We start from the raw sequence: 23,148 nt of genomic DNA, 5'->3' as shown, positions 1-23,148 counted from the left end.
GTGAATCCCCGCTCAACCCTGGAGGGTGGAGAATCCCCTCCCTTCAGGGAGGGGAGCCTTCAAAGCGGTCGATCCCGGCAACCGGCTCGTCGCCCAGACGCTGGAGAGCCGGTGGGAGGCCACGCTCACTGCCCTGGCCGAGGCCGAGGCGGCTCTCACGGCGGCGCGGGAGTCCCGCCCGTCGCTGCCCGACCGGGACGGCCTGCTGGCTCTGGCCACCGATCTGCCCCGCCTCTGGCACGCGGCCGACACCCGGGACAAGGACAGGAAACGCCTGCTCAGGACGCTCGTGTCGGACGTGACGCTACTGCCGCAGACCGACCGATGGCGAGCCCGTGTCGGCTTGCGTTGGCACACCGGGGCGAGCGAGGAGGTCGCTCTCGAGCGGCCCAAGCCCGCGCCGGAGGCTCGGCGGACCCCGTCGGCGGCGCTCGCGCTGATCAGCCGGCTCGGTCCGCAGCTTCGCGACGCCGAGATCGTCACCGAACTAGCGGCGGCCGGCATCACCACTGGCTCTGGCCGCCCGTTCGACGAGGCCGCAGTGCGCTGGGTCCGCCACGTCCACAAGATCCCCTCCCCATTCACGGTCCCGTTCCGGGACGGGGAGATCTCGGTCAAGGAGGTGGCCCACAGCCTGGGCATCGCGGCCGACACGGTCTACTACTGGATCACCCACGGACAGTTGGCCGCTCGCAAGACCCCCAGCGGCCGCTGGTGCGTCCCCTGGGACGAAGAGACCGAGGCCGCCTGCCTGCGGCGCATCGCCAAATCCGGGCACCTCACCCTGAAAACCCGAACCATCACAGCAGGAGGGGCAGTATGAAGCCGCCGTGCCGACCGTCGCTGACAGGGTCGCGCAGACGGTGGTGGCCGGGCACCTGGCGGAGCGGGTGGAGCGGGTGTTCCACCCGGATTCCTTCGGGTATCGGCCGGGCAAGTCGGCGCTGGATGCGGTCAGGGTCTGCCGGGAGCGGTGCTGGCGGTTCGACTGGGTGGTCGAGTTCGACATCCGGAAGTTCTTCGACACCGTCCGGTGGGACAAGGTCGTAGCTGCGGTCGAGGCGCACACCGACGCCGGTTGGGTGGTGCTGTATGTCAAGCGGTGGCTGGCCGCTGGGCTGCGACTGCCCGATGGGTCCACGACTGAACGGGTAGCGGGCACGCCGCAGGGTTCTGCGGTGTCGCCCGTCTTGGCGAACCTGTTTCTACATTATGCGTTCGACGCGTGGATGGTCCGGGAGTACCCGGGCTGCCCGTTCGAGCGCTTCGCCGACGACGGGGTGGTCCACTGCCGAACGTTGGCAGAGGCAGAACGGGTTCTGGCCGCGCTGCGGACCAGGATGGCCGAGGTCGGTCTGGAGTTGCATCCGGACAAGACCCGGATCGTGTACTGCAAGGACGACAACCGACGGGGCCGGTTTCCGGTCTGCGAGTTCACGTTCCTGGGGTTCACGTTCCGGCCGCGAGGAGCCAAGGACAAGCACGGGGTGATGTTCACCGCGTTCCTACCCGCGATCAGTAAGCAAGCCCTGAAGAAGCTGAGTAGGACGGTACGGTCCTGGCGACTGCACCGTCGCACCGCGGAGGAGTCAGCCGATCTGGCCCGGATGGTCAATCCGGTGGTCCGGGGATGGATGAACTACTACGGGCGCTTCTACCGCTCGGCGCTGTACCCGCTGCTCGACCGCATCAACGCCTACCTGTTGCGGTGGATCCAGAAGAAGTACCGGACCGGGATGAAACAGGCCCTGCGGCGGCTGGCCGAGGGCCACACGCGGCGTCCAAAGTACTTCGCTCACTGGACCTGGGTGACCCCGGCGGGGTCGAGGACCAGGACGACAAGAGCCGTATGACGGGAGACTGTCACGTACGGTTCCGTGGGAGCCCGGGGGTGAGATTCCCCCGGGCGACCCGACTACCAAGCGGATCAGGCTCGTTTTAGGGAAGTCCTAAGGTCCGGCTCGGGTGGCCTGAAGCGGCGGCTGGTGTGGTGGCAGCAGCTACCAGAAAGGAGGCGCACGATGCGCCCCACAACCGCAGCGCTGGCCGCCGCGACAGCTCTCGTTCTCGCCGTGGGAGCGGGCTCGGCCGCAGTGGCCGGCACGTCCGACGGCAAGGGGGCCGGCAGCACGGGCCACGGCAAGACCGTCGTCCAGTGCTCGCCGGACAAGCCGGACAGCAAGCTGGAGAACGCCCTCAGGAACGTCAAGATCGCGCTCGGCGCGAACGGCGGCAAGCTCACCGACCAGATCGTGGCGACCTTCGCCAAGGAGACGGGCATGCCCGTGGCCAAGGCGCGGGCGCTGCTGCAGAAGCTCTTCAAGGAGGCGCCGGGCGGTACGAAGCCGGGTGACCCGGGCAGCAAGGGGGACAGGGCCGGCGCCTCTGCCTTCAGCGCCGCTGACTTCGCCAAGATCCTCGGCGTGTCGACGGCGAAGGCCCAGGCCGCGCTGGACGCCCTGCAGAAGCTCGCCACCGGCCCGAAGGGGCACATCGACGAGACCACCCCGGCGTACGCGGCGATCGCCGCCAAGCTCGGGGTGAGCCCGCAGCAGCTCACGGACGCGATCATCCAGCTCAAGAAGGTGACGGCCAAGCCGGGCGAGGACAAGCCGGCGCCGGGCAAGGACGGCAGGTCCGGCAAGCACGGCAAGGGCAAGCCCGGCGAGTGCAAGCCGGTTCCCGGCAAGCCGGGTGAGCCCGCACCGGGCAAGCCGGGTGACGGGAAGCCCGGGGACGGCAAGCCGGCCGTGGCGCTCGCGCTTGAGTCGAACTGACGTCGCGCTGACACGCGGTAAGGCACCCTTGCGCCATGCGAGTGCTGGTGGTTGACGACGATGACGCGGTGCGCCGTTCGCTGGCGCACGCCCTGACCCGGGACGGGTACGAGGTCACCGTCGCGGCGGACGGTACCGCCGCGCTGGAGTCGCTGGCCGCCGGGCGGCAGGACGCGGTGGTGCTGGACATCCTCATGCCGGAACCGAACGGCCTTGAGGTGTGCCGCCGGGTGCGGGCCCGGGGGGACCGCACCCCCATCCTGATGCTCACCGCCCGCGACCTGGTCGCCGACCGGGTCGCGGGCCTCGACGCGGGTGCGGACGACTACCTGGCAAAACCCTTCGCTCTGGAGGAGTTGCGTGCCAGGATCCGTGCCCTGCTGCGGCGCAGCGGCGCCGACCAGGAGGTGCTGCGCTTCGCCGACCTGGAGGTGGACACCTCCGCCTGCCGGGCGTCCCGCGGCGGCCGCGTCCTGGACCTGACCAGAACGGAGTACGCGCTGCTTGAGCTCTTCCTGCGCAATCCACGCCGGGTGCTGAGCCGTACGCTGATCTTCGACTCGGTCTGGGGCTACGACTTCGGGCCGTCGTCCAACGCCCTTTGGGTGTATGTGAGTTACTTGCGGGCCAAGCTGGAGGCGGGCGGTGAGCCGCGGCTCGTCCAGACCGTGCGGGGGCTCGGGTACGTGTTGCGGGAGGAGCCGTGAGCCTGCGCAACAGGCTGGCGTCCGCGGGCGCCGCGGCGGTGCTCGCTGCGCTGGTGCTGGCCTCGGTGGTGCTGTATCCGGCGCTGAGCGTCAACCTGAACGAGCGCCGCGACGCCGAGTTGGTGTCGGCAGCGGACCAAGCGCCGCAGGTGGTAAAGGAGTTCAAGCAGAAAAGCGCGCTGGCGGAGCAGGACGGCGAGGGACCGGACGAGGTCGTCATCCCGACGAAGCCGGTCTCTGTCGGCTCCACGACGCTGCAGTTCGTCCTGCTGCCGGTCGCCAAGGGCCCGACGGACGGGTTCGTCGACGTCAGCGACGTGGACATCCAGGTCGCTGAGGGCGCCCACCCCGCGTACTTCCACGACGCCGACTGGGATGACAAGCACTACCGCGTCTACACCACGCAGTTGGCGGACAGCCGCGGTGGCCTGGTGCGCACCTACGTACCAACTGCGGTCGTGCACAGCACCCTGCGGCAGCTTGCTGTGCTGCTGGTCGGGATCACCGCGGGCGGCTGTCTACTGGCCGCGGTGGCGGGGCGGTTGGCGGCCGGGCGGGTGCTACGGCCGGTGCGGCGGCTGACCGATACCGTCGAACACGTCACGGCGACACAGGATCTGACGGCCCGTCTGCACACCGACGGCCGGGACGAAATAGCCCGCCTCACCCGGTCGTTCGCAGCGATGATGGCGGCGCTGGAGGAGTCGGTGGGCGCGCAGCGGCGGCTCGTCGCGGACGCCTCGCACGAACTGCGCACGCCGCTGACCAGCTTGACCACCAACCTGGAACTGCTCGGCGAGGGCCCGGGCCTGGCCGATCCGCAGGCCCCCGCGCTGCTCGGCGAGGCCCGCGCGCAGGCCGCAGAGCTGACCTCTCTCGTCAACGACCTGGTGGATCTGGGGCGTTACGGCGGTGTGCGGACGCACACCGAGGACACCCGGCTCGACCTGCTGGCCCAGCGGGCGCTGGATCGGGCGGCGGCGCGTTCGCCGCGGCTACGGTTCGCCGCGGAACTGGCGCCGTGCATGGTGCACGCCGACCCGGACGCGGTGGAGCGGGCGATCGGCAACCTTGTGGACAACGCGGTGAAGTGGAGTCCCGAAAACGGGCAGATCACCGTATCCACGACAGCGGACGGCACGGTGTCGGTGTGCGACCAGGGGCCCGGAATCCCGGCGGCCGACCTGCCCTTCGTCTTCGACCGCTTCTACCGTTCACCGGCCGCGCGATCCCTGCCGGGTTCCGGGCTCGGACTTGCGATCGTCCGGCAGATCGCCGAGACGCACGGCGGCGGCGTGGCCGCCGAACCGCTGCCGCAGGGCGTACGGCTGCGGCTGTGGCTGCCACCGGTGAGCCTGGCGGCAGAGCAACTGGACGAGCCGACGGCGTGAGACGTCTGGTCGGGGCGGACGCAGCGGCACCGCCCGCCGCTGGCTGCAATCCCGCCGATCGGCTCCCGCTACGGCCCAAGGCGCCGCCACCCGGCCAAGCTGCACGCAGACAAAGGCTACGACTTCGACCACCAGCGCAGCCGGCTACGACGCCGGCAGATCGTGCCGCGTCGCCCAACGCGGCAAGGAGCACTGCGGCCGCCTGGGCCGGCACCGCTGGGTGACCGAGCGCACGATGTCCTGGCTGAACGGGCGCCGCCGCCTGCACCGTCGCTACGAGCGCAAGGCCGCACACGTCCTCGCCTACGTCGGCATCGCCGGCGCCCTCATCTGCTACCGCAGAAGCGCCGATTAAGACACCGCTTCAAGCCAGATGGTCAGCAGTCGGTTGATCTCGTCGGGGCGTTCCTGCTGGAGCCAGTGGCCGCATCCGTCCAGCAGGTGGGAGGAGACCAGTCCGGGAAGTGTCTCCGGATAGGCGTTGATCGCGTCGGCCATCCAGATTGTGGAGGCGTCCAGGCTTCCGCCGATGAACAGGGACGGCTGCTTGATCGGCAAGCCGTTGACGTCGGCGAGGTCTTCCCAGTCGCGGTCCATGTTCCGGTAGCGGTTGAGTGCTCCGATCATGCCAGTGCGTTCGAACTCTTCGGCGTAGAAGTCGAGATCGGTTTCGGTGAGCCAGGAGGGCGACCGGTCCTTGGGGAACCGGTCGCGCAGTGTTCCGCCGCTGCTGACGAAGTGCGGGTCAGGGTCCCCTTGCGCCGGCATGGTGTCGGCGGACAGGGCCGCGTAGAAGCCCGCGAGCCAGCCCCGGACGTCGGGCTCGATCTCGGCCTCGGCCCGGCCCGGCTCCTGGAAGTACGAGACGTAGAACTCCTGGTCCCCGCCCATCTGCGCGAAGATATCGCTGGGGCGAGGGCCGCCGGGCGGGGCATAGGGAACGCTCAGCAGGCCCACCGCGCGAAAGACCTCGGGGTGGAGCAGGGCGGAGATTGCCGCGATGTTCGAGCCCCAGTCGTGCCCGATGATCACCGCCGTCTCCTCACCCAGGGCGTGCACCAAGGCGACGTTGTCATCCACGAGGGCCCGCATCCGGTACTCCTGCGGCGAGGACGGCTTGGAGGAGCGGCCGTAGCCGCGCACGTCGAGTGCGACCGCCCGATATCCCGCCGCCGCGAGTGCCGGGAGCTGGTGGCGCCAGGAGTACCAGGACTCGGGGAAGCCGTGGACGAGCAGGACCAGCGGCCCGATGCCCTGTTCGACCACGTGCAGCCGCCCGGCGGATGCGTCGATGGTGCGGTGGCGCAGCTCTGCCGATGGCGTGGACTGATGCATGGCTTCTCCTCGGACTCCCAGGTGGCCGCAGTTACGCATCGATCATGCGTCGCGGTGCCTGGCAGATGCGACCAGCATTGCCAGTTTGGCAAACTAGCAGGCCAGCAGGCTGCGTACATGGACTGCCTGGAGAGGGTGAGGCCGATGACGGACGACGATATTGCTCGTGCGCTGGCCGCCATGGGGCCACGGCTGCGGGCCGCGCGTGAGCGGCGCGGAGCCTCGCTCACCGACGTGAGCCGCGCGACCGGCATCTCCCTCAGCACGCTGTCCCGGATCGAGAACGGTCGACGCAAGCCGAACCTGGAACTGCTGCTGCTCCTGGCGAAGCAGTACGGCGTCTCGCTGGACAAGCTGGCCGGCACCGTATCCGCCACGGCGGGGAAGCCGCCCAGCCCCTCGCCCCAGCGTCCGGAGGACAAGGCTGTGTTGCCGCTGACCCGGTACGTCGGGGGCCTGCACGCCCACAAGCACGTCCTGCCCGCAACCGGCAAGCAGCCGCTACGCCCACGGCAGGTGTCCCACGAAGGGTACGAATGGCTGTGCGTGCTGTCCGGACGGCTGTGGCTGGCGCTCGGCGACCACGACCTCGTCCTCACCGCCGGGGAAGTCGCCGAGTTCGACACCCGCACCCCTCACGGAGTCGCCGACGCCAGCCCTGGCGGGCCGGTCGAATACCTGATCATGTTCGGGCCGCAGGGCGAACGCCTACGACTGCGGGTCCATCCAACAGCCGACTGCGACAACCTCGTGGGGGAGGAGCTGCGCGGACGAAGGCGGTGAGGACTTCCACGACGGTGGAGTGGTCGCGGGCCGAGTCGCGGGCGATGCGCTCCAGTGCGTAGATGCCGCCCAGGCGGGCGGCGAGTTCGGCAGATCCGGGCTGCTCGATGGCCTTGGTGTAGCGGTCAGCGGCATGGCCCTGCTGGGCAAGGGCGCGGGTGCGTTGGCCGACGTCATAGATGCGTCGGGCGGTGTCGGCGTTGCGGGCGGTGTAGTAGACGGCCACGAGTGCCGCCGGCCCGGTGGTGTTCGTCGTCAGTAAGTGGCCACGGATCGCGTCCGGCAGATGGGCGCGATCCGCGGCCGTGACGGAAGGACGTAGAGCACCGCGCTGTGGTCGGCGGAAGCTGGTGTTGGTCGCCTCCGGCACCCGGCAGAACCCCACGCGACCGTCAGTGGCATGGCCGCCGGGCGGTGTCCCCGTCCGGCGGCCGGTTTGAGCTCAGCCGCCGCTCTTACGCCGGAACGAGCGCCGGCCACCAGCCGGGCCGTGCGCGCCGCGGGCCTTCGACGCATCGGTGTTCGCAGCGAGCGCCGCGGCGTTTGCCTGCATGCCGCGCTTACGCGCCAGGGCCTGGCGAAACTTGTCCTTCAGTTCAAGTTGGCTGTCATCGCCGGGTGCCAGGGCAGGGCTTTCGTCGTCAGTAGGCTCCGAACCTTCCTGCGATGGTGACTGTGCAGTCATGGTGACCTCCTGGGTTCGGGCAGTGGGAAGCCCAGCTTGTCATGCCGGGCACTGGGCGGGGCGCTGCGGTTTCTCTCAAACGTCGCGCCGCTACGTCCTGTGCCCGAACCGATCACCGAACTCGACCAGCTCACCCACCGCGACGTCCACCGACGCGACCGCGTCGGCGGAATCCTGCACGCGTACCAACATGCAGCGTAACCAGCGCGGACGTGATTCTTGGCACCTACAGCGGTGGCCGTCGACGCTGTGGCCGACCTCACAGGGAACGTCCGCTCGGGCAGGTCTCTCCATCTCCATGTACGTGCCGTCACCTCTGGAGGCTCGCTGTGAAGCTCCTTGTCCGCACCGCCCTGTGGGCGGCGCTCTGCGTGCAGTCGATCTGGTTCCTGACCCACGGGGCCGACCTGTTCGGGGTCTCGGTGCTGGTGGTGCTCGGCGGATTCGCCGCGCTGGCGGGCCGGTACCCCTGGACGGGTGTCCCGGTCCGGATCCTGATGGCCGCCGACTTCCTGCTCTCGGTCGGCGACCGGTTCGGCGTCTTCGGCAGGCCGGAGTCGCCGAACGTGAACTGGGGCGACTTCGCACACTTCACCACCTACACCCGCCAGGTGGCCTCGTTCCTGCCCGGTGGACTCGCGCCGCCCCTCGCGGTGCTGGCCACCATCGGCGAACTCACCTTCGGCCTGGCCCTGCTGCTCGGCGTCCAGCTGCGGCTCACGGCGCTGGGTGCCGCGTGCCTGCTGGCCTGCTTCGGGACCTCGATGACCGTCTCACTACCGGTCGCCGAACAGTTCCACTACTGCGTGTTCGTGCTGGCCGTCGGCATGCTCGGGCTGGCCGCGGCCGAACGGCACCCGCTCAGCCTCGACACCGTGCTCACCCGTACCCGGCGCCGTCCGTCGCCGTATCTCTCGGTGGAACGGGCCGAGGGCCGGTAACGACGCGGGCCGTGTTCCGTGGAACGAATCGCGGTTCCGGCTCCTCTGGAGAGTGACGCAAGCGCGTCGTCCGCGTTCCTTGGGGAGGTCACCATGCAGAAAGTCAGCAAGCGCGAGCGCACCGCTCGACGCGCCGCGGCAGCCGTGTCGACCGTTCTCGCCCTCGACGGGCTGCTGCACCTCTACTGGGCCACGGGAGCCACCTGGCCGGCTCGGGACCGCCTCGGGCTCTCGCTGGCCGTGCTCGGCATGGACGTCCCCTTCGCCCCGCGTGATCTGCTGCCGCTGGCGACGCTGCTGCTGACCGGGGCCGGCATAGTGCAGGCGCGGGTCCGCCTCGGCCGCGGGCACCGCTGGGGACGAGTGCTGCAGGCGGGGACGACGATGGTGGCCGCCGGAGTCTCCGCCCGCGCCGCGGCCGGCCTGGTGTGGATGTGCGGCATCGAAGCGGGCCTCGACGAGCGGGCCGGGGCCACCTTCCAGTGGCTCAACGCCTGCCTCTACACGCCGTTGTCCCTGGTGACCGCAGCTGGCGCGATCCTGGTCGTACGGTCGGGGCGCACCTCGCCGACGGCGGCCCCCGCCGAGCGGATGGAAGACTTCAGCCGTGCCCGATAACCGCGCCGACCGCACCGAGCTGTCACGGCTGGTGCGCGCCGCCCAGCGCGGTGACACGCTCGCCATGAACGACCTGCTCGACCAACTCGCCCCGTTCGTCGGTCGGATCTGCGCGCCCATCGCCCTCGACGAGGGTCCGGACGCCGTACAGGAAACGCTGGTCGCGGTCTTCCGCAGCCTGCGCTCCCTGAGGGAACCGGCCGCTCTGCACGGCTGGGTGCGGGCGATCGCCGCCCGTGAGGCACTGCGCTTGGCCCAGCGGTCCGCCCGCTCGGTCCCGGCCGAACTCGACACACTGCCCAGCCCCGGCGACCCGCAGCTGGCCACGGACATCCGTAACGTCCTGTCCCGGCTCTCTCCCGAGCACCGGGCGGTCCTCGTGCTGCGCGATGTCGAGGGGCTGGACGAGCAGTCGGCCGCTCGGCTGCTCGGGCTGCGCGTCGGCACCGTCAAATCCCGGCTGCACCGGGCGCGCGACTCCTTCAGGAAGGCGTGGTCGCAATGACCGTCAACTGGCCCACCGCGGCCCTGGACCCGGTACGACGGCTGCACGCCCTGGCCGCCGGCGTACGCGGGGCCCATGTCGTCGAACGGGTCGTCGCCGCGCCCTTCGACGAGGTCTGGCCGCTTCTCGCCGACCTGGAGGGCGAGTTGGCCCGGATCGTGCCCGACACCCGGCGGCTGCGGGTGACCCGGACCGACGGCGACCGGATCGAAGGCGTGGCCACCAGCCAGCGTGGTCTGCGGGCACGCTTCGACGGGGTGCTGCGCCCCGGATGGTGCCTGCTGCAGAGCCGCTTCGTCCTGGTGGGCATCGCCGCCAGGCCCACTGCGGGCGGCACCCTGGTCGCCTTCACCGGTGGCCTGCGCATTCCCGGCCGCCCGGCGCTCTTCCCGCTCGGGGTCCGGCGCGAGGGCCGGCGCACCCTGGAACGGCTCAGCGCACGGGTGGAGGGCGTATGAGCGGCGCTTCGTGCGGGTGAGGTCGACCGACTGCTGAGCTACAACGAGCAGCACGTACGGCCAGTTGCTCGCGTCAGGGCGACATGTACGATCACCCGCGCACGGCAACATGGCGCCCAGCACCATTGTCCCCGCAGAGCGGAGAGAACGTGTTCATCGCCTTCGTTACGGTCAGCATCCTCGGCGCGGTCTTCAACGGTGCCGCCGCGGTCACCTATCTGATCGGCCACGAATACCCCAAGACCCAGGCGGACATGAAGGGCATACCTCGGAAGTATGTGCCGGTACTGGGCACGTTGCTGGCAGCGGGCACCGTGGGGCTGCTGGCCGGGCTCGCCGTACCGCTACTGGGAACTCTCGCCGCCTCCGGCCTCGTGTTGTACTTCAGCGGTGCCATCATCGCCCACGTGCGGGTGGGCTCCCGCAACATCGTAGGCGGGGTCGCGTTCCTGGCCACCGCAGTGGCCGCCCTCACCCTGGGCCTGGTCTACCACGGCCCCTGGTAAGCCGCGGGGCCCACAAGTTCCGTGCCTACAACCACAGTGGCCGTCGCCGTTCTCCTTGCCCCGCTGAACCGCCAGATCACGCCTCCGAACTGCTGCCGATGCCGCCCCGCTCCCGCCGCAACCGTCCCAGCAGCCAGGGCGAGTTGAAGGAGGCGGCCCGCCTCGCCGACCGCCTCCAAGCAGTCGGCTACACCACACGCGACGTCGCCCGCATCATCGACCGCGATCCGTCCCCCGGCTCGCAGTTCTACACCAAGAACAAGGGGCGCCGCCTTCCTCACCCGTCTGCGTCAAGTCGTAGCCGCCGTCGAAATCGGGGCACCAACACCAAGCCGCCCAGGCCCACCACCGCTGGAACAACATCGCCGCAACCGCAACCACCTGACCAGCAACGAAGTCGCACTGATGAAGAACTGACAGCTGCCGTGTCAGTCAACTGTAAATCCGTCGACAAGACCTACTCGGCGACACATCCCACGAGTACATTGCATCCCGTTTCCCTCAAGTTGCCCGGTGACCAGCCACCAGCCCATCTCACGCTGAACACCACCGGGGGCAGAGTCGCCGTGCGCGACTCTGCCCCCGGTGTGCCGCGGCGTCTGCGGCCGGCGCATGGAATCCCACTGGACCCTGCGGGTGCCGAAGACTCCATCCATAACGAGCGTGATCCACATGCCCATCCACGGCCAGTCCGGGACCGCCGAGAGGGCTTGGGTGGCCGCGTCGAGCGATTGTCACGCGGCTGCGAAGTCACCGGCCTGTCGTTCCAGTTCGACCAGCGCCAAGAGCTTGCCGGCCTTCAGACTCGACTCTGGTGAGGTCTGACAGACATGGCGATGGCCGGTTTCACGTAGCGGTGGGGCTTCGCGGGCGAGAGGTGGCTGGTCTGCCCATGCCGGCCATCGTGCAGCCTCTAATACGCCAGGAGTTCGTCGCTTCCGTCAACCAGAAGCGCGATCGTACGGTATTCCGGGTGCGACGCGGCTCGGTGAGCTGCGGTCAGGGTCGTGCCCCCTGAAGCTGCCTCGCCGGCTACTGGTCGGGGTGTACGGCCTGCACGCCGGTGCCCGCGTACGCCTTCGGCGTCAGGGTGAGCAAAAAACGTCCCGTCGGGAAGACGGCGGAGGGCCGGGCGGCGTGGATGGCGTGCACAGTGGCCCAGGAGTGGCCGAAACGCAGCAGAGCGGTGGCGGTGACCGCGGCGTCGGTGTCGAACGCCTCGATGGTGATGAACCGCAGCCCCTGGATGTAGCCGAGCAGCCCGGGGCGTTCGACGTCGCCGGCCGTCAGCGACAGCACCGGTGCGTACAGCGTCCCCAGCCCACCCGAGGCCTGCACGTAGAAAGCCGCGACCGCTTCGTTGAACGGATCCTTCGGGTCGTGCAGCGCCGTGGCGGTCGTGTGATCCAGGACGACCGGGATCGCCGCCACTACGCGGCCGCCTGGGGGCCCTGGGGCGCGCCCAGGCGCTGCAGGAGACCGCGGGCCTTGGCCTCGGCCTCCGGACTCGGCGCGCTGCCGAGGGCGGAAGCCAGCTCCGCCCGGGCCAGCTCGGCGCGCTCGGCGTACTCGGCTTGGGTGGGCGTGCCCTCTGCGAGCTCCTCGACCAGTCCCCGGATGGTCGTGCCGTGCTCGGCTGCCAGGACAGCCAACCGGTCACGTGCGGCCGCGCTCACCTTGATACTCGTCTCGTCTGCTGCCATACCCCGACTCTACAACACTCCTCTACTGCTGGTAGAGGAACCGTGGAACCCGAGGAGCCGAGTCCCGTAGGAGAGCCAGAGCAGGCATGACTGAATCCCCCCACGGGAAGACCGCTACGCCCAGCGTCGGCAGCACCGGCCGGAGCCCCGGTCAATATTGTGTAGATCATCAGATGGGTCTGCTGGGCCGTTGCCCGGCGGCTACGGTTCGAGCCGAGGCGCTGAAGGCGGCCGGTGTGACGGCGTAGAGGACCTTTTGGGGCGGCGTCTTCCTGGGAGTGGACTACCTACTCCCAGGAAGACGCCGCGTGGTCGCGCCGCCCGTACCGCCGCCCGCGCACCCACGCCGCGCCTGGGCATCGACGGTAGAAGGTCCCCGGTAATCCGGTCGGGAGTCAGCGAGCTGGCGCTCGCGGAGGCGACGGTGACGGAACGGGACCCGAAGCTGGCGTCCTCGTCCTTGTACCGGGACCTGCTGGTTGGCCGGCCGACAGAGGTCGAGCAGATCTTCGGGGACCTGGTGGGGAGGGCTCGGGCCCAGTTCGTACCGACACCGCGCTGGACGCGACGACGCTGCAACTGTAGGCGCACCAGCGGCCGGTTGAGCGGCTGAGGCCGGCCCGCAGCGGCGTGTCCCCTCCGCGCCCGCTCAGTTGTAGTGGTGCTCAGGCGGCGGCGTGGTGGTGCATGTCAGCGGCCCGTGCGCCGGGACGATCCGCTCCACCGAGCCGGGGTTCATATGGACCGAGGCCAGCTGCGCGGCGTTGAGGTAGCCGATGAACAGCTGCTTCCCAGCCGGCATCGCGGCCGGGATGAAGGTGAATGTCACCCTGCCATCGTGGCCCTTCTCGCCCTTCATCACGTTCGTGACCCCGGGACCGGACCCGCTGGGACTCAGCTTCCCGTCGTCGTGCGACCCCTTGCAGAACACACCCTCCTTGATCAGGACCGGGAACCCGGCCTTGCGCAGCGCCTTCTCCAGCCCGGCGTGGTCGCTGAAGTACGCGGCCTTGTCCCAGGTGGCGACGACGGTGCCGTCCTTCTTGGTGTCGACGGTGTACGCGGCCGTCTGGACGTGCACCGACCCCGCGCCGGTGCTGTCGTCGGCCGACGGTGGAGCTGTCGAAGGGTTGCTCAGCGCGGGCACCCCGATAGCGAGGGCCGCGGCGGCCGCGACCCCGGCCGTGCCGACGAGGCGCCGCCGATTGCGACGGGTGCGGCCGGCCGCCTCGATCCGCTCCACCGGTGTGGACATGGTGATGTCGTCGAGGGAATCCCTCAGTGCGTTGAGCACCTCGTGCTCGCTCATGGTCCGACCTCCTGGTCGTTGGCGGTGCCGTCATCGACGGTGACGAGTTGGCCGCGCAACGCCGAGACGGCTCGCGACAAATGGGCGGTGACGGTTCCCTCCGCGATCCCCAGCACCTTGGCCGTGGCCCTGGTGTCGAGGTCGAGGAAGACCCGCAGCGCGATCACTTCCCGCTGCCGCTGCGGCAGTTGACGCAGCACGGTGAGCAGACCGGGGTCCAGTCCAGGCTCGGCCTCCCGCGGATCGGGCACATCAGGCGCGCCGTCCTCCAGCGCGACCTCCTTCCGTCTCCGCCGCCACAACGACACCCGGGCGTTCAACGCCGTGCGCACGATCCATGCGCGCGGCGCCGGGTGCCGGCTGACCTTCGGCCAGGACACCCAGGCCCGCGTGAACGCCTCGGCGACCAGATCCTCGGCGAGCTGCCGATCGCCCACACTCGCCAGGACCGCCCGCAGGCAGACGTCCTGGCTGGCTCGGTAGAACTCCTTGAACTCCAACTGCTTCACACCCCCTATACGCCGCAGCGCCCTCACACACTTACCTCCCCGCCCCGCAAGTAATTGACTGGGGGCCGTCCGGCCCCGCCAGGCGTCGGATCCCACCACCGGAGGTTCCCGCAGTCATGAATAACGCGTACACGCTCTATTACAAGGTCGTCTGCTTTCCGAGAGTCTCTGATCGGCACGCCCTGGATGGCGAAAAGCTGGAGAAGGTCCTCAACAAGCACGGTTGGAGGACCTGGTCACTGCTGAGCCCTTGGCGAGGGCCTTGATCTGTCAGGACGAGAAGATGCCGTCGAGGGTCGGGGAGTACCGCATCGGACCTCGCAACTGCGCGGGCGGCATGGGGCTCGCCTATCTGGCTGTGTCGCCGTCGGGCCGACGGGTCGTCCTCAAGATCATCCGCCGGGAGCGCGTGGACGACGCCGGTCCCTGCTGCAATTGCCCGGCATGGAGATAGAGCCCGGCATGGAGATAGTACGTATGGGCTAAGCCAGTTGTGTCTCTTCAGTCACGGCAGCTGTAGTTCTTGATCGGTAGGTTGTCGATGCTGGTCAGCGTGGTGGTGGGGTGCCTGCGAGCATGGGTACGGCCACCGTGATCATGAACGTTTGTGACGACGTATCAGGAGCAGGTGGCCGTGGAGGCCACGATAGCCGAGCAGGCATGGATGACGGCGCTGGGGGCGGTGACCGAAGAGATCGCGGACTGTTTCGGGCGCCGTGAACCCCGAGCCCTGGCACGGGAGATGTGCGAGGCGATGCTGATGGAGCTGGACACCCGCATCTGCTGGACCCTTGCCGAGGCCCTCGGGCACGGCGGTCCGCATCGGCTGCAGCACTTCCTGTCCCGCGCTTCGGTCGATCACGATCTGGCCCGGGACCGGATCGCGGCCTGGACGGCGGGTGAACTCGCCTACCCGGACGCGGTGTTGATCGTGGATGAGACCGGTGACGAGAAATCCTCCACGGACTGCGTCGGTGCGGCCCACCAGTACTCCGGTGCGCTCGGCGGCCTCGGCCTGTGCCAGGTCGCGGTCCACCTCACCTACGCGAGCCGCACCGGGCACGCCCCGATCGACCGGGCCCTCTACCTCGGCAGGGAGTGGGCCGCCGACGAGGAACGCCGCCTGCTCACCCACGTCCCAGACGACATCGAGTTCGCCACCAAGCCCCAGCAGGCCGCCGTCATGCTGCAGCGTGCCCGCGACCTGGGCATACAGGCACGGTGGCTTGCCGGCGACGAGGTCTACGGCGGCCGTGAGCTGCGACAGGCCGCCCGCGCACTCGCCTTCGACTACGCCCTGACCGTCCGCACCGATCACCGTGTGGACACCGCCGTCGGCCGCCTGACCGTCACCGACCTCGCGGCCCGGGTCCCGAAGAAGAGCTGGATGCGCCTGCGCACCGGCCACGGCCTGAAGGGCGACCGCCACTACGACTGGGCCGTGCTCGGCATCCGCCCCGACGACACCCCCGACGGACACCGGCCCGGGCACGCCGCCGTCCTGGTGCGCCGTCACCGCTACACCCGTGAACTCTCCTTCTACCGCTGCCATTCCGCCGCCCCGGTCACTCTGGCCGATCTTGTGGACGTGGTGTGCCGCAGGTGGCGCGTCGAGGAGGACTTCCAGATGGCCAAGGGCGTCTGCGGCCTCGACCAGGGCCAGACCACCTGCTGGAACTCCTGGATGCGCTGGACCTTGATCAGCATGCTCGCCGCCGCCGTCCTGGCCGTCGCCCGCGCCCGCACCACCACGGCCACCACGAGCAGCGAGCTCGTCCCGCCCAGCGGCCGCGAACTCCTCCGACTCCTGCGGATCACAGTCCTGCCCCGCCCCCGACGCGAACGCGACCACCTCCTGCACTGGTCAGCCTGGCGTCGCCACCACCAACACCAAGCCGCCCAAGCCCACCGCAGATGGAACAACATCACTGCCACAGCAACGACTTGACCAGCACCGATGCATCACCGATCAAGAACTACAGCTGCCGTGACAGTGATGTCTTTTGTTCGAGGTGAGCTTTAGGGGCGGCGCACGCGGTGATGTCGGGGGTGTACTGCAGAGTGAGCCGCTGGGAGCTCGTGGGGGATGCCATAGGACTACATCGGTGTCCCGGTGGTGGTGTCAGGCGGTTCAGGATGTGGCTGGTTGTCAGCCGGTCGAGCAGTTCTGCGGTCTGGTGGGGGTGGCCGCACAGGCGGGCGAGGATGTCGGCTTGGTGGTGGCCCTGGGCGGAGGTGTGCGTGGCGAGCACGAGTGCAGGGGGAGACCGATCGCGGGGGAGAGGACCGTAGAGGGCGGCCAGGAGGCTGGCGGTGGCCAGGGAGTGGCCCTGTGCCTGCGCGGTCGGCAGAGAGCGCTACGACCTGAGCGACGGACCCGCCGCAAGGGCCTCGCCGAGCTCGCACAGCACCAGCTGGTGTCCGTACGCCGACGCTCGTTGCACCAGGGCTTGTTCGAGGACCACTTCCGCACCCGGAACGTCTACGAGTTCGAGCCCGAGGACCTGGGCGGCACGCGACCCCGGGCGCTGCTCGCCCTCGACGTCCTCGTGATCCTTCTGGTGCCGGCCGGCGGGGGAGCGGTCGGCTAGGGGAGGTGACCGGCAAAGTCCTGGCACAGCGTGCGCCGGGCGTACTTGAGCGGCCGCCAGTGGGGAATGACTGCGACCACAGGGGTGGATCAGTACGCGGGAGGCACCGTGAGCACATCGACAGGGCCGAGGGTGTCGGGCCTGGAGGTCCGTTCCATCGACTATGTTCCGCTGGACGAGCGGCACGGCAGGCTGTGGCATCTGGGTCCTTTGTGGTTCATGTCGAACGCGCAGATCGCCACGCTGGCGGTGGGGCTCATCGGCATCACCGGGGGCGGCAATCTGATCTGGTCGCTCATTGCGATCGTGGTCGGCACCGTGATCGGCACCTTCTTCATGGCCTTCCACTCGGCTCAGGGGCCGCAGTTGGGACTGCCGCAGATGATCCAGTCACGCCCCCAGTTCGGCTACGTCGGTGCCCTGCTGGTGTGGCTGTTCGCCTATGTGCAGTACGCGGGGTTCAACGTCTTCAACACGATCCTCGCCGGTCAAGCCCTGCACACCACGGTCCATGGTGGCGTCAAGCTCTGGGTGGTCGTGGTCACCGTGGTCGCCTTCGCCGTCGCGCTGGTGGGCTACGACATCATCCACCGGGCCGAGCGGGTCCTGACCTACATCTTCCTGGTCGTCTTCGGCGTCTTCACGGTGGGTGTCCTGCTGACCCTGCACTACCCGCCGGGCTCCTTCGACCTCGGCGGCTTCGCGTGGACCCCCTTCCTCGCCCAGTTCGGCGTGGTCGCCGGCTACCAGATCAGCTGGGCCATCTACGTCTCGGACTACTCGCGCTACCTGCCCCCCGACGTGACGGTCGCCAAGACGTTCTACTGGACCTACTTCGGGTCGGGGCTCGGCGGCGTCTGGCTGATGACGCTGGGGGCGCTGCTGGCAGCCTGGGCCGGAAAGGACTTCGACACGATCCGCTCGATCAACGCCGCGGGGGATGGGGTGTTCGACGGCTTCGGTGCGATCGTGCTGCTGTTTGCCGTCCTGGGCCTGGTGTCCGTCACGGCGCTCAACATGTACGGCGGATCGCTGACCCTCATCAGCGCCGTCGACTCATTTACGAGAGTGCGCCCCACGCTGGCTCTGCGGCTGGTGACCATCGGGCTGACGGCGGCGCTCTCGCTGGTTGGTGCGCTGGCCGCGACGTCGCACTTCCTGGAGAACTTCAACAACTTCTTGCTGCTGGTGCTGTACTTGTTCATCCCGTGGACCGCGGTGAACCTCATGGACTACTACGTCGTGCGCCGCGGGCACTACGCCATTGCCGAGATCTTCAATCCGCGTGGGATCTATGGGCGATGGGGCTGGCATGGCATCACCGCATACCTGGTGGGGTTCGCCGTCATGGTGCCGTTCTTCTCTGTCGGCACCCTTTACGTCGGACCCGTCGCGCGCGCCCTGGGCGGTGCCGACATCTCCTTGTTCGTCGGGCTGCCGGTCTCCGCGCTGCTCTACTGGCTGCTGACTCGCTCGATCGACGTGCAGGCCGAAGAACGGCTTGCCGAGGCCGAGGCCGAGGCGCTGGAGCAGGCGGCCCACGAGCACCGCGAACCTTGACCGCCCCGTACCGTGAACCCTGACCGGCCCCGCGCCGCGGTCCGGCGCCTTCGATGCAGCACGGTCGCGATGCTGTGACCGACGGCACGGTGGGCGCCGGCCCGTGCAGTGCCCCCAGGGGCTTTGTCCGGCCTGAAGCACCCCGTCGGTTCGGTTGCAGCACGAAGCGGTGCTGGGCGTGCAGGTGAGGCTCAACGAGGACGGTCCGGTCGCGCGCGGGGCCCGCCGGCCGTTTGGTGAACCGCACGACCAACGCTTCCTTCGTGCCGAAAACCCTGTGGGGGCTGGTTCGGCGCACGAGTCTCGCGGGCACCGGCGCCGTGTTTGCGGTGGCTTCGTGTCTGGTCCGCGGATGGCGCTGACGGCCGGTCCGGGCGGGGCTCGCCGGCGCCGCCTCGCTCGCCACCGGGCTGCTGACCTCCGGCGCAACCAACTGGCCCTACTCGGTCTGGGGCTCCTCGTCGGCCGGGGTGCCCGTCTGCTCGGCCGTGTGGGGGCGGTGTAGTAGACGGATGCGCCCTGCTTGTTGCGCTGGGCGTGGTTCTTGGCGACGAGGCCTTCCAGGGTGGTGTGCACGACGGTGATCTTGATGTTGCGCTGAGGGTGGGCCGTGTCGAGTGCGGTGGCGACGTCCGCCGCGGAGCGCGGTTCGCTCTGTCGGGTGAGATGACGGCGGACGAGTTCCACCAGTGTGGGCTGAGACGTCTTCGCGTCCGCTGTCTTGTTCACGGGCTTCTTGGCGGCCGACTTCTTGGTTGCGGTGCTCCCTTGCGGGTCGGTGGCCTTCTTCGCGCGCGTCCGCTTGCCAGTTTCCAGGGTCACGTCGACCGACGGGAAGCGCGCCATGTGCTCACGGAGCGCTGCCTACACCTCAGGGTCGAGAGGCACGTCACGGAGCTTGCCGCGCTTGGGCGGGGCGAAGACCAGCGTTCCGTGCACCTTCTTGACCTGCCGGCAGACGTACAGCCAGCCGAGATCGCTGATGTTGTTGACGGCCAGGCCGAAGATCTCACCCTGTCGCAGCCCGCACCCGGCGCCCAGGTCGACGATGGCTCGGTACCGCTCGGGCAGCCCAGCGCGCACGCCGAATACCTGATCAAGGGACCACGGGTGGACGCGTGTGGGCGCGGAACGAGGGGCCTTGACCGGATCGGGCCCGGCAGGGGTCGGAGGCCAGCAGACGGTCATCCACGGCCACGTTCAGTACGGAGGACACGGCGTCGAAGATGAGCCGTCGGTACTACGGTGAGGCCACGACCTCTTTGAGTTGGCGGTCCCAGTCACGGATGTGCTCGGGTTGGAAGGACCCGGTGGGACGAGGGCCGAGGTATGGCATAGCGGGGAGGCGCAGCCTGCCTTTCACCGCGGCCCGGCTGGTGAGGTCGGTCGTGGCGCCGACCGCGGTGCTGTTTACCGACCCGTTAACACTCCAGGTCCCGAGGAGCGGGCGGACCGAGGCAGAGGCGGCCGGGCTCGGGGCGCACTCATCGCTCGCCGAAGAAGATCTCTTTCACCTCGCGCACCGCGTAATAGACAAGCACGTAGCCGGCCAGCGGGTCGGCCCACCACCAACCGAGCGCGCTGTTCAGCACCAACCCCATCAGGACACCGGTGGCGAGCAAACCGTCGATCAGGGTCACCCGGCCTTCGGTCTTGAGCACCGGGTTGTCAAGGGCCGCCCCAGTGCGGGCCTTGCCTGCGGCCAGCGCGAACATTACGGCCGCCGTCACCGCGGTCCACACGATGCCCAGGGGCGAGTGGTGCGGGCGGAAGCCGGTCGCCAACACGAAGGTGGACTGCACCAGCAGGTAGACGGCCAGCAGCGCGAAGCCGACGCCGATCAGACGCAGCGCCCGGCGCTGACGCTCCTCTCCAGTGCGACTCAGCTCCCAGACCACGACCGTCGACGCACCGATCTCGATCAAGGAGTCCAGGCCGAACCCGGCCAGCGCGACCGATCGAGCGGAGATCGCGGCCACCGCGAGTACTACGATGCCGATCACGTTCCAGCCGAGCGTGGTGTATTCCAGGGCGAAACCTCGGCGGAGCAGGTTCGCTCGAGCAGTTTCGTTCGAGGTCATCACCGCACGAGTCTCGCAGACCGGGTGGGTGGCCCCCGGACCCGTCACGGCGTACGCCAACTGCAGGGCACAGGTGCGGCAGGGGGCTTGCAGCTCAACGCTGCCGCTTACAGTGCCGTGCACCTTCACGCAGATGCCCACGCCTCCGAATGGGACTGCGTGACGTAACGAGAGGACTCACGGTGATCCTGCAGTTTGTCGGAAGCCTACCGGAGCCGCTCATCGCTCCGGCGACAGCGGCCGGTTAGGGGGCACCACGCCCGTGGCGTGCCCGTTCGACAGGTACGCCAGGGGCGAGGGAGCACCGGAGCGCTCCGTGAACGGGCCGGTCAACGTTCTCCCACGTCAGGCTGAATCCGCCTACGCGACCTCTCAGTAGGGCTGCGGTGTCTCGTGCGGTGCCGGCTGTGGGAGACCGTTGGGGGGTGGGGATTGCAGATGCCCGTCATACGGTGCCTTCTGCGGGAAGGCGTCGTGCGCTACCGGCGGCCGCAATCCCGGTTCCTGCGGGGTGAGCTCGTTACGCCGCGTGCGAACCTCGCCTCCCGGGGCCTGCAGGCTGCCGTACCGTTCCATGCGCTGCCACCGCAGGCGGGAGCCTGACACGGCGGTGAAGACGGACTGGATCACCACCAGGTACATCAGCTGCCGGTAGACGAATTGCTGCAGCGGCAGGCTCCACAGCGGGCCCGGGCGTTCTCCGTCCAGGCGGAACGCGTACAGGCCCATCAGGAGTTGCAGGAGCAGGAAGGCGAGCCACAGTCCGATGATCCGGACCGGGTCGAGGAAGACCAGCCCGTACACGGCGAAGATGTCCACGACGGGTGCGAGCAGGGGCAGCAGTACCTGGAAGAGCAGCAGATAGACCAGGCCTCGGCGGCCCAGTTTTCCGGCGGCGCCGCGCTGCAGCAGGGCGCCGCGGTGCTTCCACATCGCCTGCAGGGTGCCGTAGCACCATCGGTACCGTTGCCGCCACAGGGCGTTGAGTGACGCGGGCGCTTCGGTCCAGGCTTTCGCGTCTTCCTCGTACACCACGCGCCAGCCGGCGCGGCACAGCGCCATGGTCAGGTCGGTGTCCTCGGCGAGGGTGACGTCGCTGACGCCGCCGAGGTCCAGCAGGGCCCGGCGGCGGAACGCGCCGACCGCTCCGGGGACGGTCGGCATGCATTCGGCGAGGTCGAACAGGCGGCGGTCGAGGTTGAACCCGACCACGTACTCGATGTGCTGCCAGCGGCCCAGCAGGCCACCGCGGTTGACGACCTTGGCGTTGCCCGAGACGGCGCCCACGCGCGGGTCGGCGAAGGGCTGCACGATCGTGCGGACGGTGTCCGGTTCGAAGACCGTGTCGCCGTCGACCATGACCACCAGGTCCCAGGTGGCGGCTGCGAGGCCGGTGTTGAGTGCGGCGGGCTTGCCCGCGTTTTGCTGGCGGATCACCCGCACCGGCAGGTGGAGCGATTCCACCAGATCGGCGGTTCCGTCGGTGGAACCGTCGTCCACCACGATGATCTCGACCGGATGGTTGGAGGCGAGCAGGGAGCGCACGGCTGCCTCGATCCCGGCGCTCTCGTTGTACGCGGGGACGATGACGCTGACCGGCTCGGTCACCGGCGGCCCCCAGGAGCGGCCCCGACGGGTTTGCAGGCGCCGGTGCCGCCGGGCGGCGATCAGCACGACCACCGCGCGCAGCACGCTGATCGCTCCGGCCGCGTACATCAGCAGGCCCAGCAGCCACACGGCCCAGTCGCCGCCCTGCAGCATCTTGATGAGGGCTAGCCCCTGCAGATGGTCGCCGAGCCCGGCGGGCTGGACGGGTGCGGCCATGCCGACCGCATTGGAGACCGTCGCGAACCTGAAGCCCTGTGCCTTGAGCCGTGGGATCAGGGACTCCAGTGCGGCGACGGTCTGGGACCGGTCACCGCCGGCGTCGTGCATCAGCAGGATCTGCCCGGCATGGCCGTGGGGTGTCGCATTCGCGAGGATGCGCTGCACACCGGGGCGCTGCCAGTCCTCGGCATCCTGGGTGGTGAGCACGGTGACGTAGCCCGCCGCGTCGGCCTGCTTGAGGACTGACCAGTCGGCGTTGTCCAGCGCGTCGTTCTCGGAGGAGTACGGCGGCCTCAGCAGTGCGGTGGTGACCCCCGCGGCACCGGCCACTGCCAGCTGCGTCTCGCGCAGCTCCAGGGAGCGCTGCCAAGGGGCGAGGTGGGCCAGGTCAGGGTGGGTGAAGGTGTGGATGCCGATCTGGTGGCCGTCGGCGACGATCCGACGGGCCAGCTCCGGATGGGCGACAACCTGGGTCCCGACGACGAAGAAGGTCGCGTGCACATGATTGCGGCGCAGCACCTCCAGGATCCGTGGCGTCCAGACGGGGTCCGGGCCGTCGTCGAAGGTCAGCGCGATGGTGCGGGTCTTGACGTGGGCGGTATGCGGAGAGGTGGCGGCGTTCGCGATCACCGGGCCACCGTGGACCACCTGACTGGGCACCGTGTCGTTGCGGCCACGGGCGCCGGTCACGCTGTCCGAGGTGATACGGAACATGTGGTGGGTGTAGCCCTGCAGCAGCAGAGCCGTCGACAAGGTCACCGCGAACACACTGAGCAGCAGCCAATGGGCGCGAGGTGTGATCTGGCGGATGCGGCTGCCGATGCGAGGAGGCGCATTGCGGCGTCGGCGATTGGTCACGTCA

The 23,148-nt window shown here is 69.2% G+C and carries 25 protein-coding genes and 1 pseudogene; 16 read left to right on the top strand and 10 right to left on the bottom strand.

What is annotated here, in order from left to right:
- The first annotated feature begins 25 nt into the window (after positions 1 to 25).
- The 6 genes and pseudogenes from ACQEXA_RS02275 to ACQEXA_RS02250 all read left to right on the top strand — a co-directional run.
- Entirely contained in the window at positions 26 to 823 is a 798-nt protein-coding gene (locus ACQEXA_RS02275) for a hypothetical protein (protein WP_433128377.1), read from the top strand.
- A 7-nt stretch (positions 824 to 830) separates the two neighbouring features.
- Positions 831 to 1,853: a reverse transcriptase domain-containing protein gene (locus tag ACQEXA_RS02270; RefSeq protein ID WP_432937705.1), complete on the top strand. Its 1,023-nt coding sequence runs from the start codon at positions 831 to 833 to the stop codon at positions 1,851 to 1,853.
- 168 nt (positions 1,854 to 2,021) lie between these two features.
- Complete coding sequence (locus ACQEXA_RS02265; protein ID WP_433128375.1) at positions 2,022 to 2,777, top strand: hypothetical protein; 756 nt, start codon at positions 2,022 to 2,024, stop codon at positions 2,775 to 2,777.
- A 35-nt stretch (positions 2,778 to 2,812) separates the two neighbouring features.
- Positions 2,813 to 3,484 (top strand): response regulator transcription factor, encoded by a 672-nt coding sequence (locus ACQEXA_RS02260; protein ID WP_432937710.1) that lies wholly within the window; start codon positions 2,813 to 2,815, stop codon positions 3,482 to 3,484.
- Entirely contained in the window at positions 3,481 to 4,875 is a 1,395-nt protein-coding gene (locus ACQEXA_RS02255) for a sensor histidine kinase (RefSeq protein WP_432937713.1), read from the top strand. The genes ACQEXA_RS02260 and ACQEXA_RS02255 overlap by 4 nt, the downstream gene beginning before the upstream one ends.
- A gap of 33 nt (positions 4,876 to 4,908) precedes the next feature.
- A pseudogene (locus ACQEXA_RS02250) lies at positions 4,909 to 5,230 on the top strand (transposase); the annotation flags it as partial.
- Here the strand turns inward: ACQEXA_RS02250 and ACQEXA_RS02245 are convergent.
- The gene (locus tag ACQEXA_RS02245; protein WP_433128373.1) at positions 5,227 to 6,210 is read right to left on the bottom strand and encodes an alpha/beta fold hydrolase; all 984 of its coding nucleotides are present in this window, start codon (positions 6,208 to 6,210) and stop codon (positions 5,227 to 5,229) included. The pseudogene ACQEXA_RS02250 and the gene ACQEXA_RS02245 overlap by 4 nt on opposite strands.
- A gap of 144 nt (positions 6,211 to 6,354) precedes the next feature.
- Between ACQEXA_RS02245 and ACQEXA_RS02240 the strand changes: the two genes are divergently transcribed.
- Positions 6,355 to 6,993, top strand: a complete 639-nt coding sequence (locus tag ACQEXA_RS02240) for a helix-turn-helix domain-containing protein (protein WP_433128371.1) — start codon at positions 6,355 to 6,357, stop codon at positions 6,991 to 6,993.
- On the opposite strand, the gene ACQEXA_RS02235 is transcribed toward ACQEXA_RS02240, so the two are convergent.
- Together ACQEXA_RS02235 and ACQEXA_RS02230 are read right to left on the bottom strand one after the other, a co-directional pair.
- Positions 6,893 to 7,363 carry a hypothetical protein gene (locus tag ACQEXA_RS02235; protein ID WP_433128369.1) on the bottom strand — a complete coding sequence of 157 codons (471 nt, stop codon included), beginning with the start codon at positions 7,361 to 7,363 and terminating at the stop codon, positions 6,893 to 6,895. The two genes, ACQEXA_RS02240 and ACQEXA_RS02235, sit on opposite strands and share 101 nt — an antisense overlap.
- Positions 7,364 to 7,435: 72 nt before the next feature.
- The gene (locus tag ACQEXA_RS02230; protein WP_432937724.1) at positions 7,436 to 7,678 is read right to left on the bottom strand and encodes a DUF5302 domain-containing protein; all 243 of its coding nucleotides are present in this window, start codon (positions 7,676 to 7,678) and stop codon (positions 7,436 to 7,438) included.
- 329 nt (positions 7,679 to 8,007) lie between these two features.
- On the opposite strand from ACQEXA_RS02230, the gene ACQEXA_RS02225 reads away from it, so the two are divergent.
- From ACQEXA_RS02225 to ACQEXA_RS02205, 5 genes are all read left to right on the top strand, one after another.
- Positions 8,008 to 8,619, top strand: a complete 612-nt coding sequence (locus tag ACQEXA_RS02225) for a DoxX family membrane protein (protein WP_433128367.1) — start codon at positions 8,008 to 8,010, stop codon at positions 8,617 to 8,619.
- A 93-nt stretch (positions 8,620 to 8,712) separates the two neighbouring features.
- Positions 8,713 to 9,237: a DUF3995 domain-containing protein gene (locus ACQEXA_RS02220; RefSeq protein WP_432937729.1), complete on the top strand. Its 525-nt coding sequence runs from the start codon at positions 8,713 to 8,715 to the stop codon at positions 9,235 to 9,237.
- The gene (locus ACQEXA_RS02215) at positions 9,227 to 9,742 is read left to right on the top strand and encodes an RNA polymerase sigma factor (RefSeq protein ID WP_432937731.1); all 516 of its coding nucleotides are present in this window, start codon (positions 9,227 to 9,229) and stop codon (positions 9,740 to 9,742) included. The genes ACQEXA_RS02220 and ACQEXA_RS02215 overlap by 11 nt, the downstream gene beginning before the upstream one ends.
- On the top strand, positions 9,739 to 10,200 hold the full coding sequence (locus ACQEXA_RS02210; protein ID WP_433128365.1) for an SRPBCC family protein: 462 nt from the start codon (positions 9,739 to 9,741) through the stop codon (positions 10,198 to 10,200). Before ACQEXA_RS02215 ends, ACQEXA_RS02210 begins: the two co-directional genes overlap by 4 nt.
- A gap of 149 nt (positions 10,201 to 10,349) precedes the next feature.
- Positions 10,350 to 10,706, top strand: coding sequence for a DoxX family protein (locus ACQEXA_RS02205; RefSeq protein WP_432937736.1), 357 nt, complete (start codon positions 10,350 to 10,352; stop codon positions 10,704 to 10,706).
- 1,032 nt (positions 10,707 to 11,738) lie between these two features.
- Here ACQEXA_RS02205 and ACQEXA_RS02200 read toward each other — a convergent pair.
- Together ACQEXA_RS02200 and ACQEXA_RS02195 are read right to left on the bottom strand one after the other, a co-directional pair.
- A complete protein-coding gene (locus ACQEXA_RS02200; RefSeq protein ID WP_432937738.1) occupies positions 11,739 to 12,137 on the bottom strand; it encodes a hypothetical protein in 399 nt (132 codons plus the stop codon).
- Positions 12,137 to 12,409, bottom strand: a complete 273-nt coding sequence (locus tag ACQEXA_RS02195) for a hypothetical protein (RefSeq protein WP_359410207.1) — start codon at positions 12,407 to 12,409, stop codon at positions 12,137 to 12,139. The genes ACQEXA_RS02200 and ACQEXA_RS02195 overlap by 1 nt, the downstream gene beginning before the upstream one ends.
- Positions 12,410 to 12,833: 424 nt before the next feature.
- Here ACQEXA_RS02195 and ACQEXA_RS02190 point away from each other — a divergent pair, with 424 nt between their 5' ends.
- A complete protein-coding gene (locus ACQEXA_RS02190) occupies positions 12,834 to 13,022 on the top strand; it encodes a ketopantoate reductase family protein (protein ID WP_432937741.1) in 189 nt (62 codons plus the stop codon).
- 36 nt (positions 13,023 to 13,058) lie between these two features.
- Here the strand turns inward: ACQEXA_RS02190 and ACQEXA_RS02185 are convergent, their stop codons facing one another.
- Both ACQEXA_RS02185 and ACQEXA_RS02180 read right to left on the bottom strand, forming a co-directional pair.
- On the bottom strand, positions 13,059 to 13,718 hold the full coding sequence (locus ACQEXA_RS02185; RefSeq protein ID WP_432937744.1) for a hypothetical protein: 660 nt from the start codon (positions 13,716 to 13,718) through the stop codon (positions 13,059 to 13,061).
- On the bottom strand, positions 13,715 to 14,254 hold the full coding sequence (locus ACQEXA_RS02180; protein ID WP_432937746.1) for a SigE family RNA polymerase sigma factor: 540 nt from the start codon (positions 14,252 to 14,254) through the stop codon (positions 13,715 to 13,717). The genes ACQEXA_RS02185 and ACQEXA_RS02180 overlap by 4 nt, the downstream gene beginning before the upstream one ends.
- A 580-nt stretch (positions 14,255 to 14,834) precedes the next feature.
- Between ACQEXA_RS02180 and ACQEXA_RS02175 the strand changes: the two genes are divergently transcribed.
- From ACQEXA_RS02175 to ACQEXA_RS02165, 3 genes are all read left to right on the top strand, one after another.
- A complete protein-coding gene (locus ACQEXA_RS02175) occupies positions 14,835 to 16,175 on the top strand; it encodes an IS701 family transposase (protein WP_433128363.1) in 1,341 nt (446 codons plus the stop codon).
- Positions 16,176 to 16,365: 190 nt separating this feature from the next.
- Entirely contained in the window at positions 16,366 to 16,818 is a 453-nt protein-coding gene (locus tag ACQEXA_RS02170) for a hypothetical protein (RefSeq protein WP_433128361.1), read from the top strand.
- A gap of 132 nt (positions 16,819 to 16,950) precedes the next feature.
- On the top strand, positions 16,951 to 18,378 hold the full coding sequence (locus ACQEXA_RS02165; RefSeq protein WP_433134424.1) for a purine-cytosine permease family protein: 1,428 nt from the start codon (positions 16,951 to 16,953) through the stop codon (positions 18,376 to 18,378).
- Between the two features lie 864 nt (positions 18,379 to 19,242).
- Here the strand turns inward: ACQEXA_RS02165 and ACQEXA_RS02160 are convergent.
- The 3 genes from ACQEXA_RS02160 to ACQEXA_RS02150 all read right to left on the bottom strand — a co-directional run bounded on the left by ACQEXA_RS02160 (position 19,243) and on the right by ACQEXA_RS02150 (position 23,144).
- The gene (locus ACQEXA_RS02160; protein ID WP_433128359.1) at positions 19,243 to 19,461 is read right to left on the bottom strand and encodes a hypothetical protein; all 219 of its coding nucleotides are present in this window, start codon (positions 19,459 to 19,461) and stop codon (positions 19,243 to 19,245) included.
- A gap of 401 nt (positions 19,462 to 19,862) precedes the next feature.
- Positions 19,863 to 20,600 (bottom strand): cation transporter, encoded by a 738-nt coding sequence (locus tag ACQEXA_RS02155; RefSeq protein ID WP_432937749.1) that lies wholly within the window; start codon positions 20,598 to 20,600, stop codon positions 19,863 to 19,865.
- Between the two features lie 231 nt (positions 20,601 to 20,831).
- The gene (locus ACQEXA_RS02150; protein ID WP_432937751.1) at positions 20,832 to 23,144 is read right to left on the bottom strand and encodes a bifunctional polysaccharide deacetylase/glycosyltransferase family 2 protein; all 2,313 of its coding nucleotides are present in this window, start codon (positions 23,142 to 23,144) and stop codon (positions 20,832 to 20,834) included.
- Between the last annotated feature and the right edge of the window lie 4 nt (positions 23,145 to 23,148).

This window comes from Streptomyces sp. CA-106110 (genome assembly GCF_050936285.1).
In the GTDB taxonomy this organism is placed as follows: domain Bacteria; phylum Actinomycetota; class Actinomycetes; order Streptomycetales; family Streptomycetaceae; genus Streptomyces.
Note: the sequence above shows the minus strand (reverse complement) of the source record. Positions and strands in the feature narration are given on the sequence as shown.

Coding starts and splice junctions, on each gene's coding strand:
- ACQEXA_RS02265 (WP_433128375.1), top strand. CDS start 2,022: ATGCGCCCCACAACCGCAGCGCTGGCCGCCGCGACAGCTCTCGTTCTC.
- ACQEXA_RS02260 (WP_432937710.1), top strand. CDS start 2,813: ATGCGAGTGCTGGTGGTTGACGACGATGACGCGGTGCGCCGTTCGCTG.
- ACQEXA_RS02245 (WP_433128373.1), bottom strand. CDS start 6,210: ATGCATCAGTCCACGCCATCGGCAGAGCTGCGCCACCGCACCATCGAC.
- ACQEXA_RS02240 (WP_433128371.1), top strand. CDS start 6,355: ATGACGGACGACGATATTGCTCGTGCGCTGGCCGCCATGGGGCCACGG.
- ACQEXA_RS02230 (WP_432937724.1), bottom strand. CDS start 7,678: ATGACTGCACAGTCACCATCGCAGGAAGGTTCGGAGCCTACTGACGAC.
- ACQEXA_RS02220 (WP_432937729.1), top strand. CDS start 8,713: ATGCAGAAAGTCAGCAAGCGCGAGCGCACCGCTCGACGCGCCGCGGCA.
- ACQEXA_RS02210 (WP_433128365.1), top strand. CDS start 9,739: ATGACCGTCAACTGGCCCACCGCGGCCCTGGACCCGGTACGACGGCTG.
- ACQEXA_RS02195 (WP_359410207.1), bottom strand. CDS start 12,409: ATGGCAGCAGACGAGACGAGTATCAAGGTGAGCGCGGCCGCACGTGAC.
- ACQEXA_RS02185 (WP_432937744.1), bottom strand. CDS start 13,718: ATGAGCGAGCACGAGGTGCTCAACGCACTGAGGGATTCCCTCGACGAC.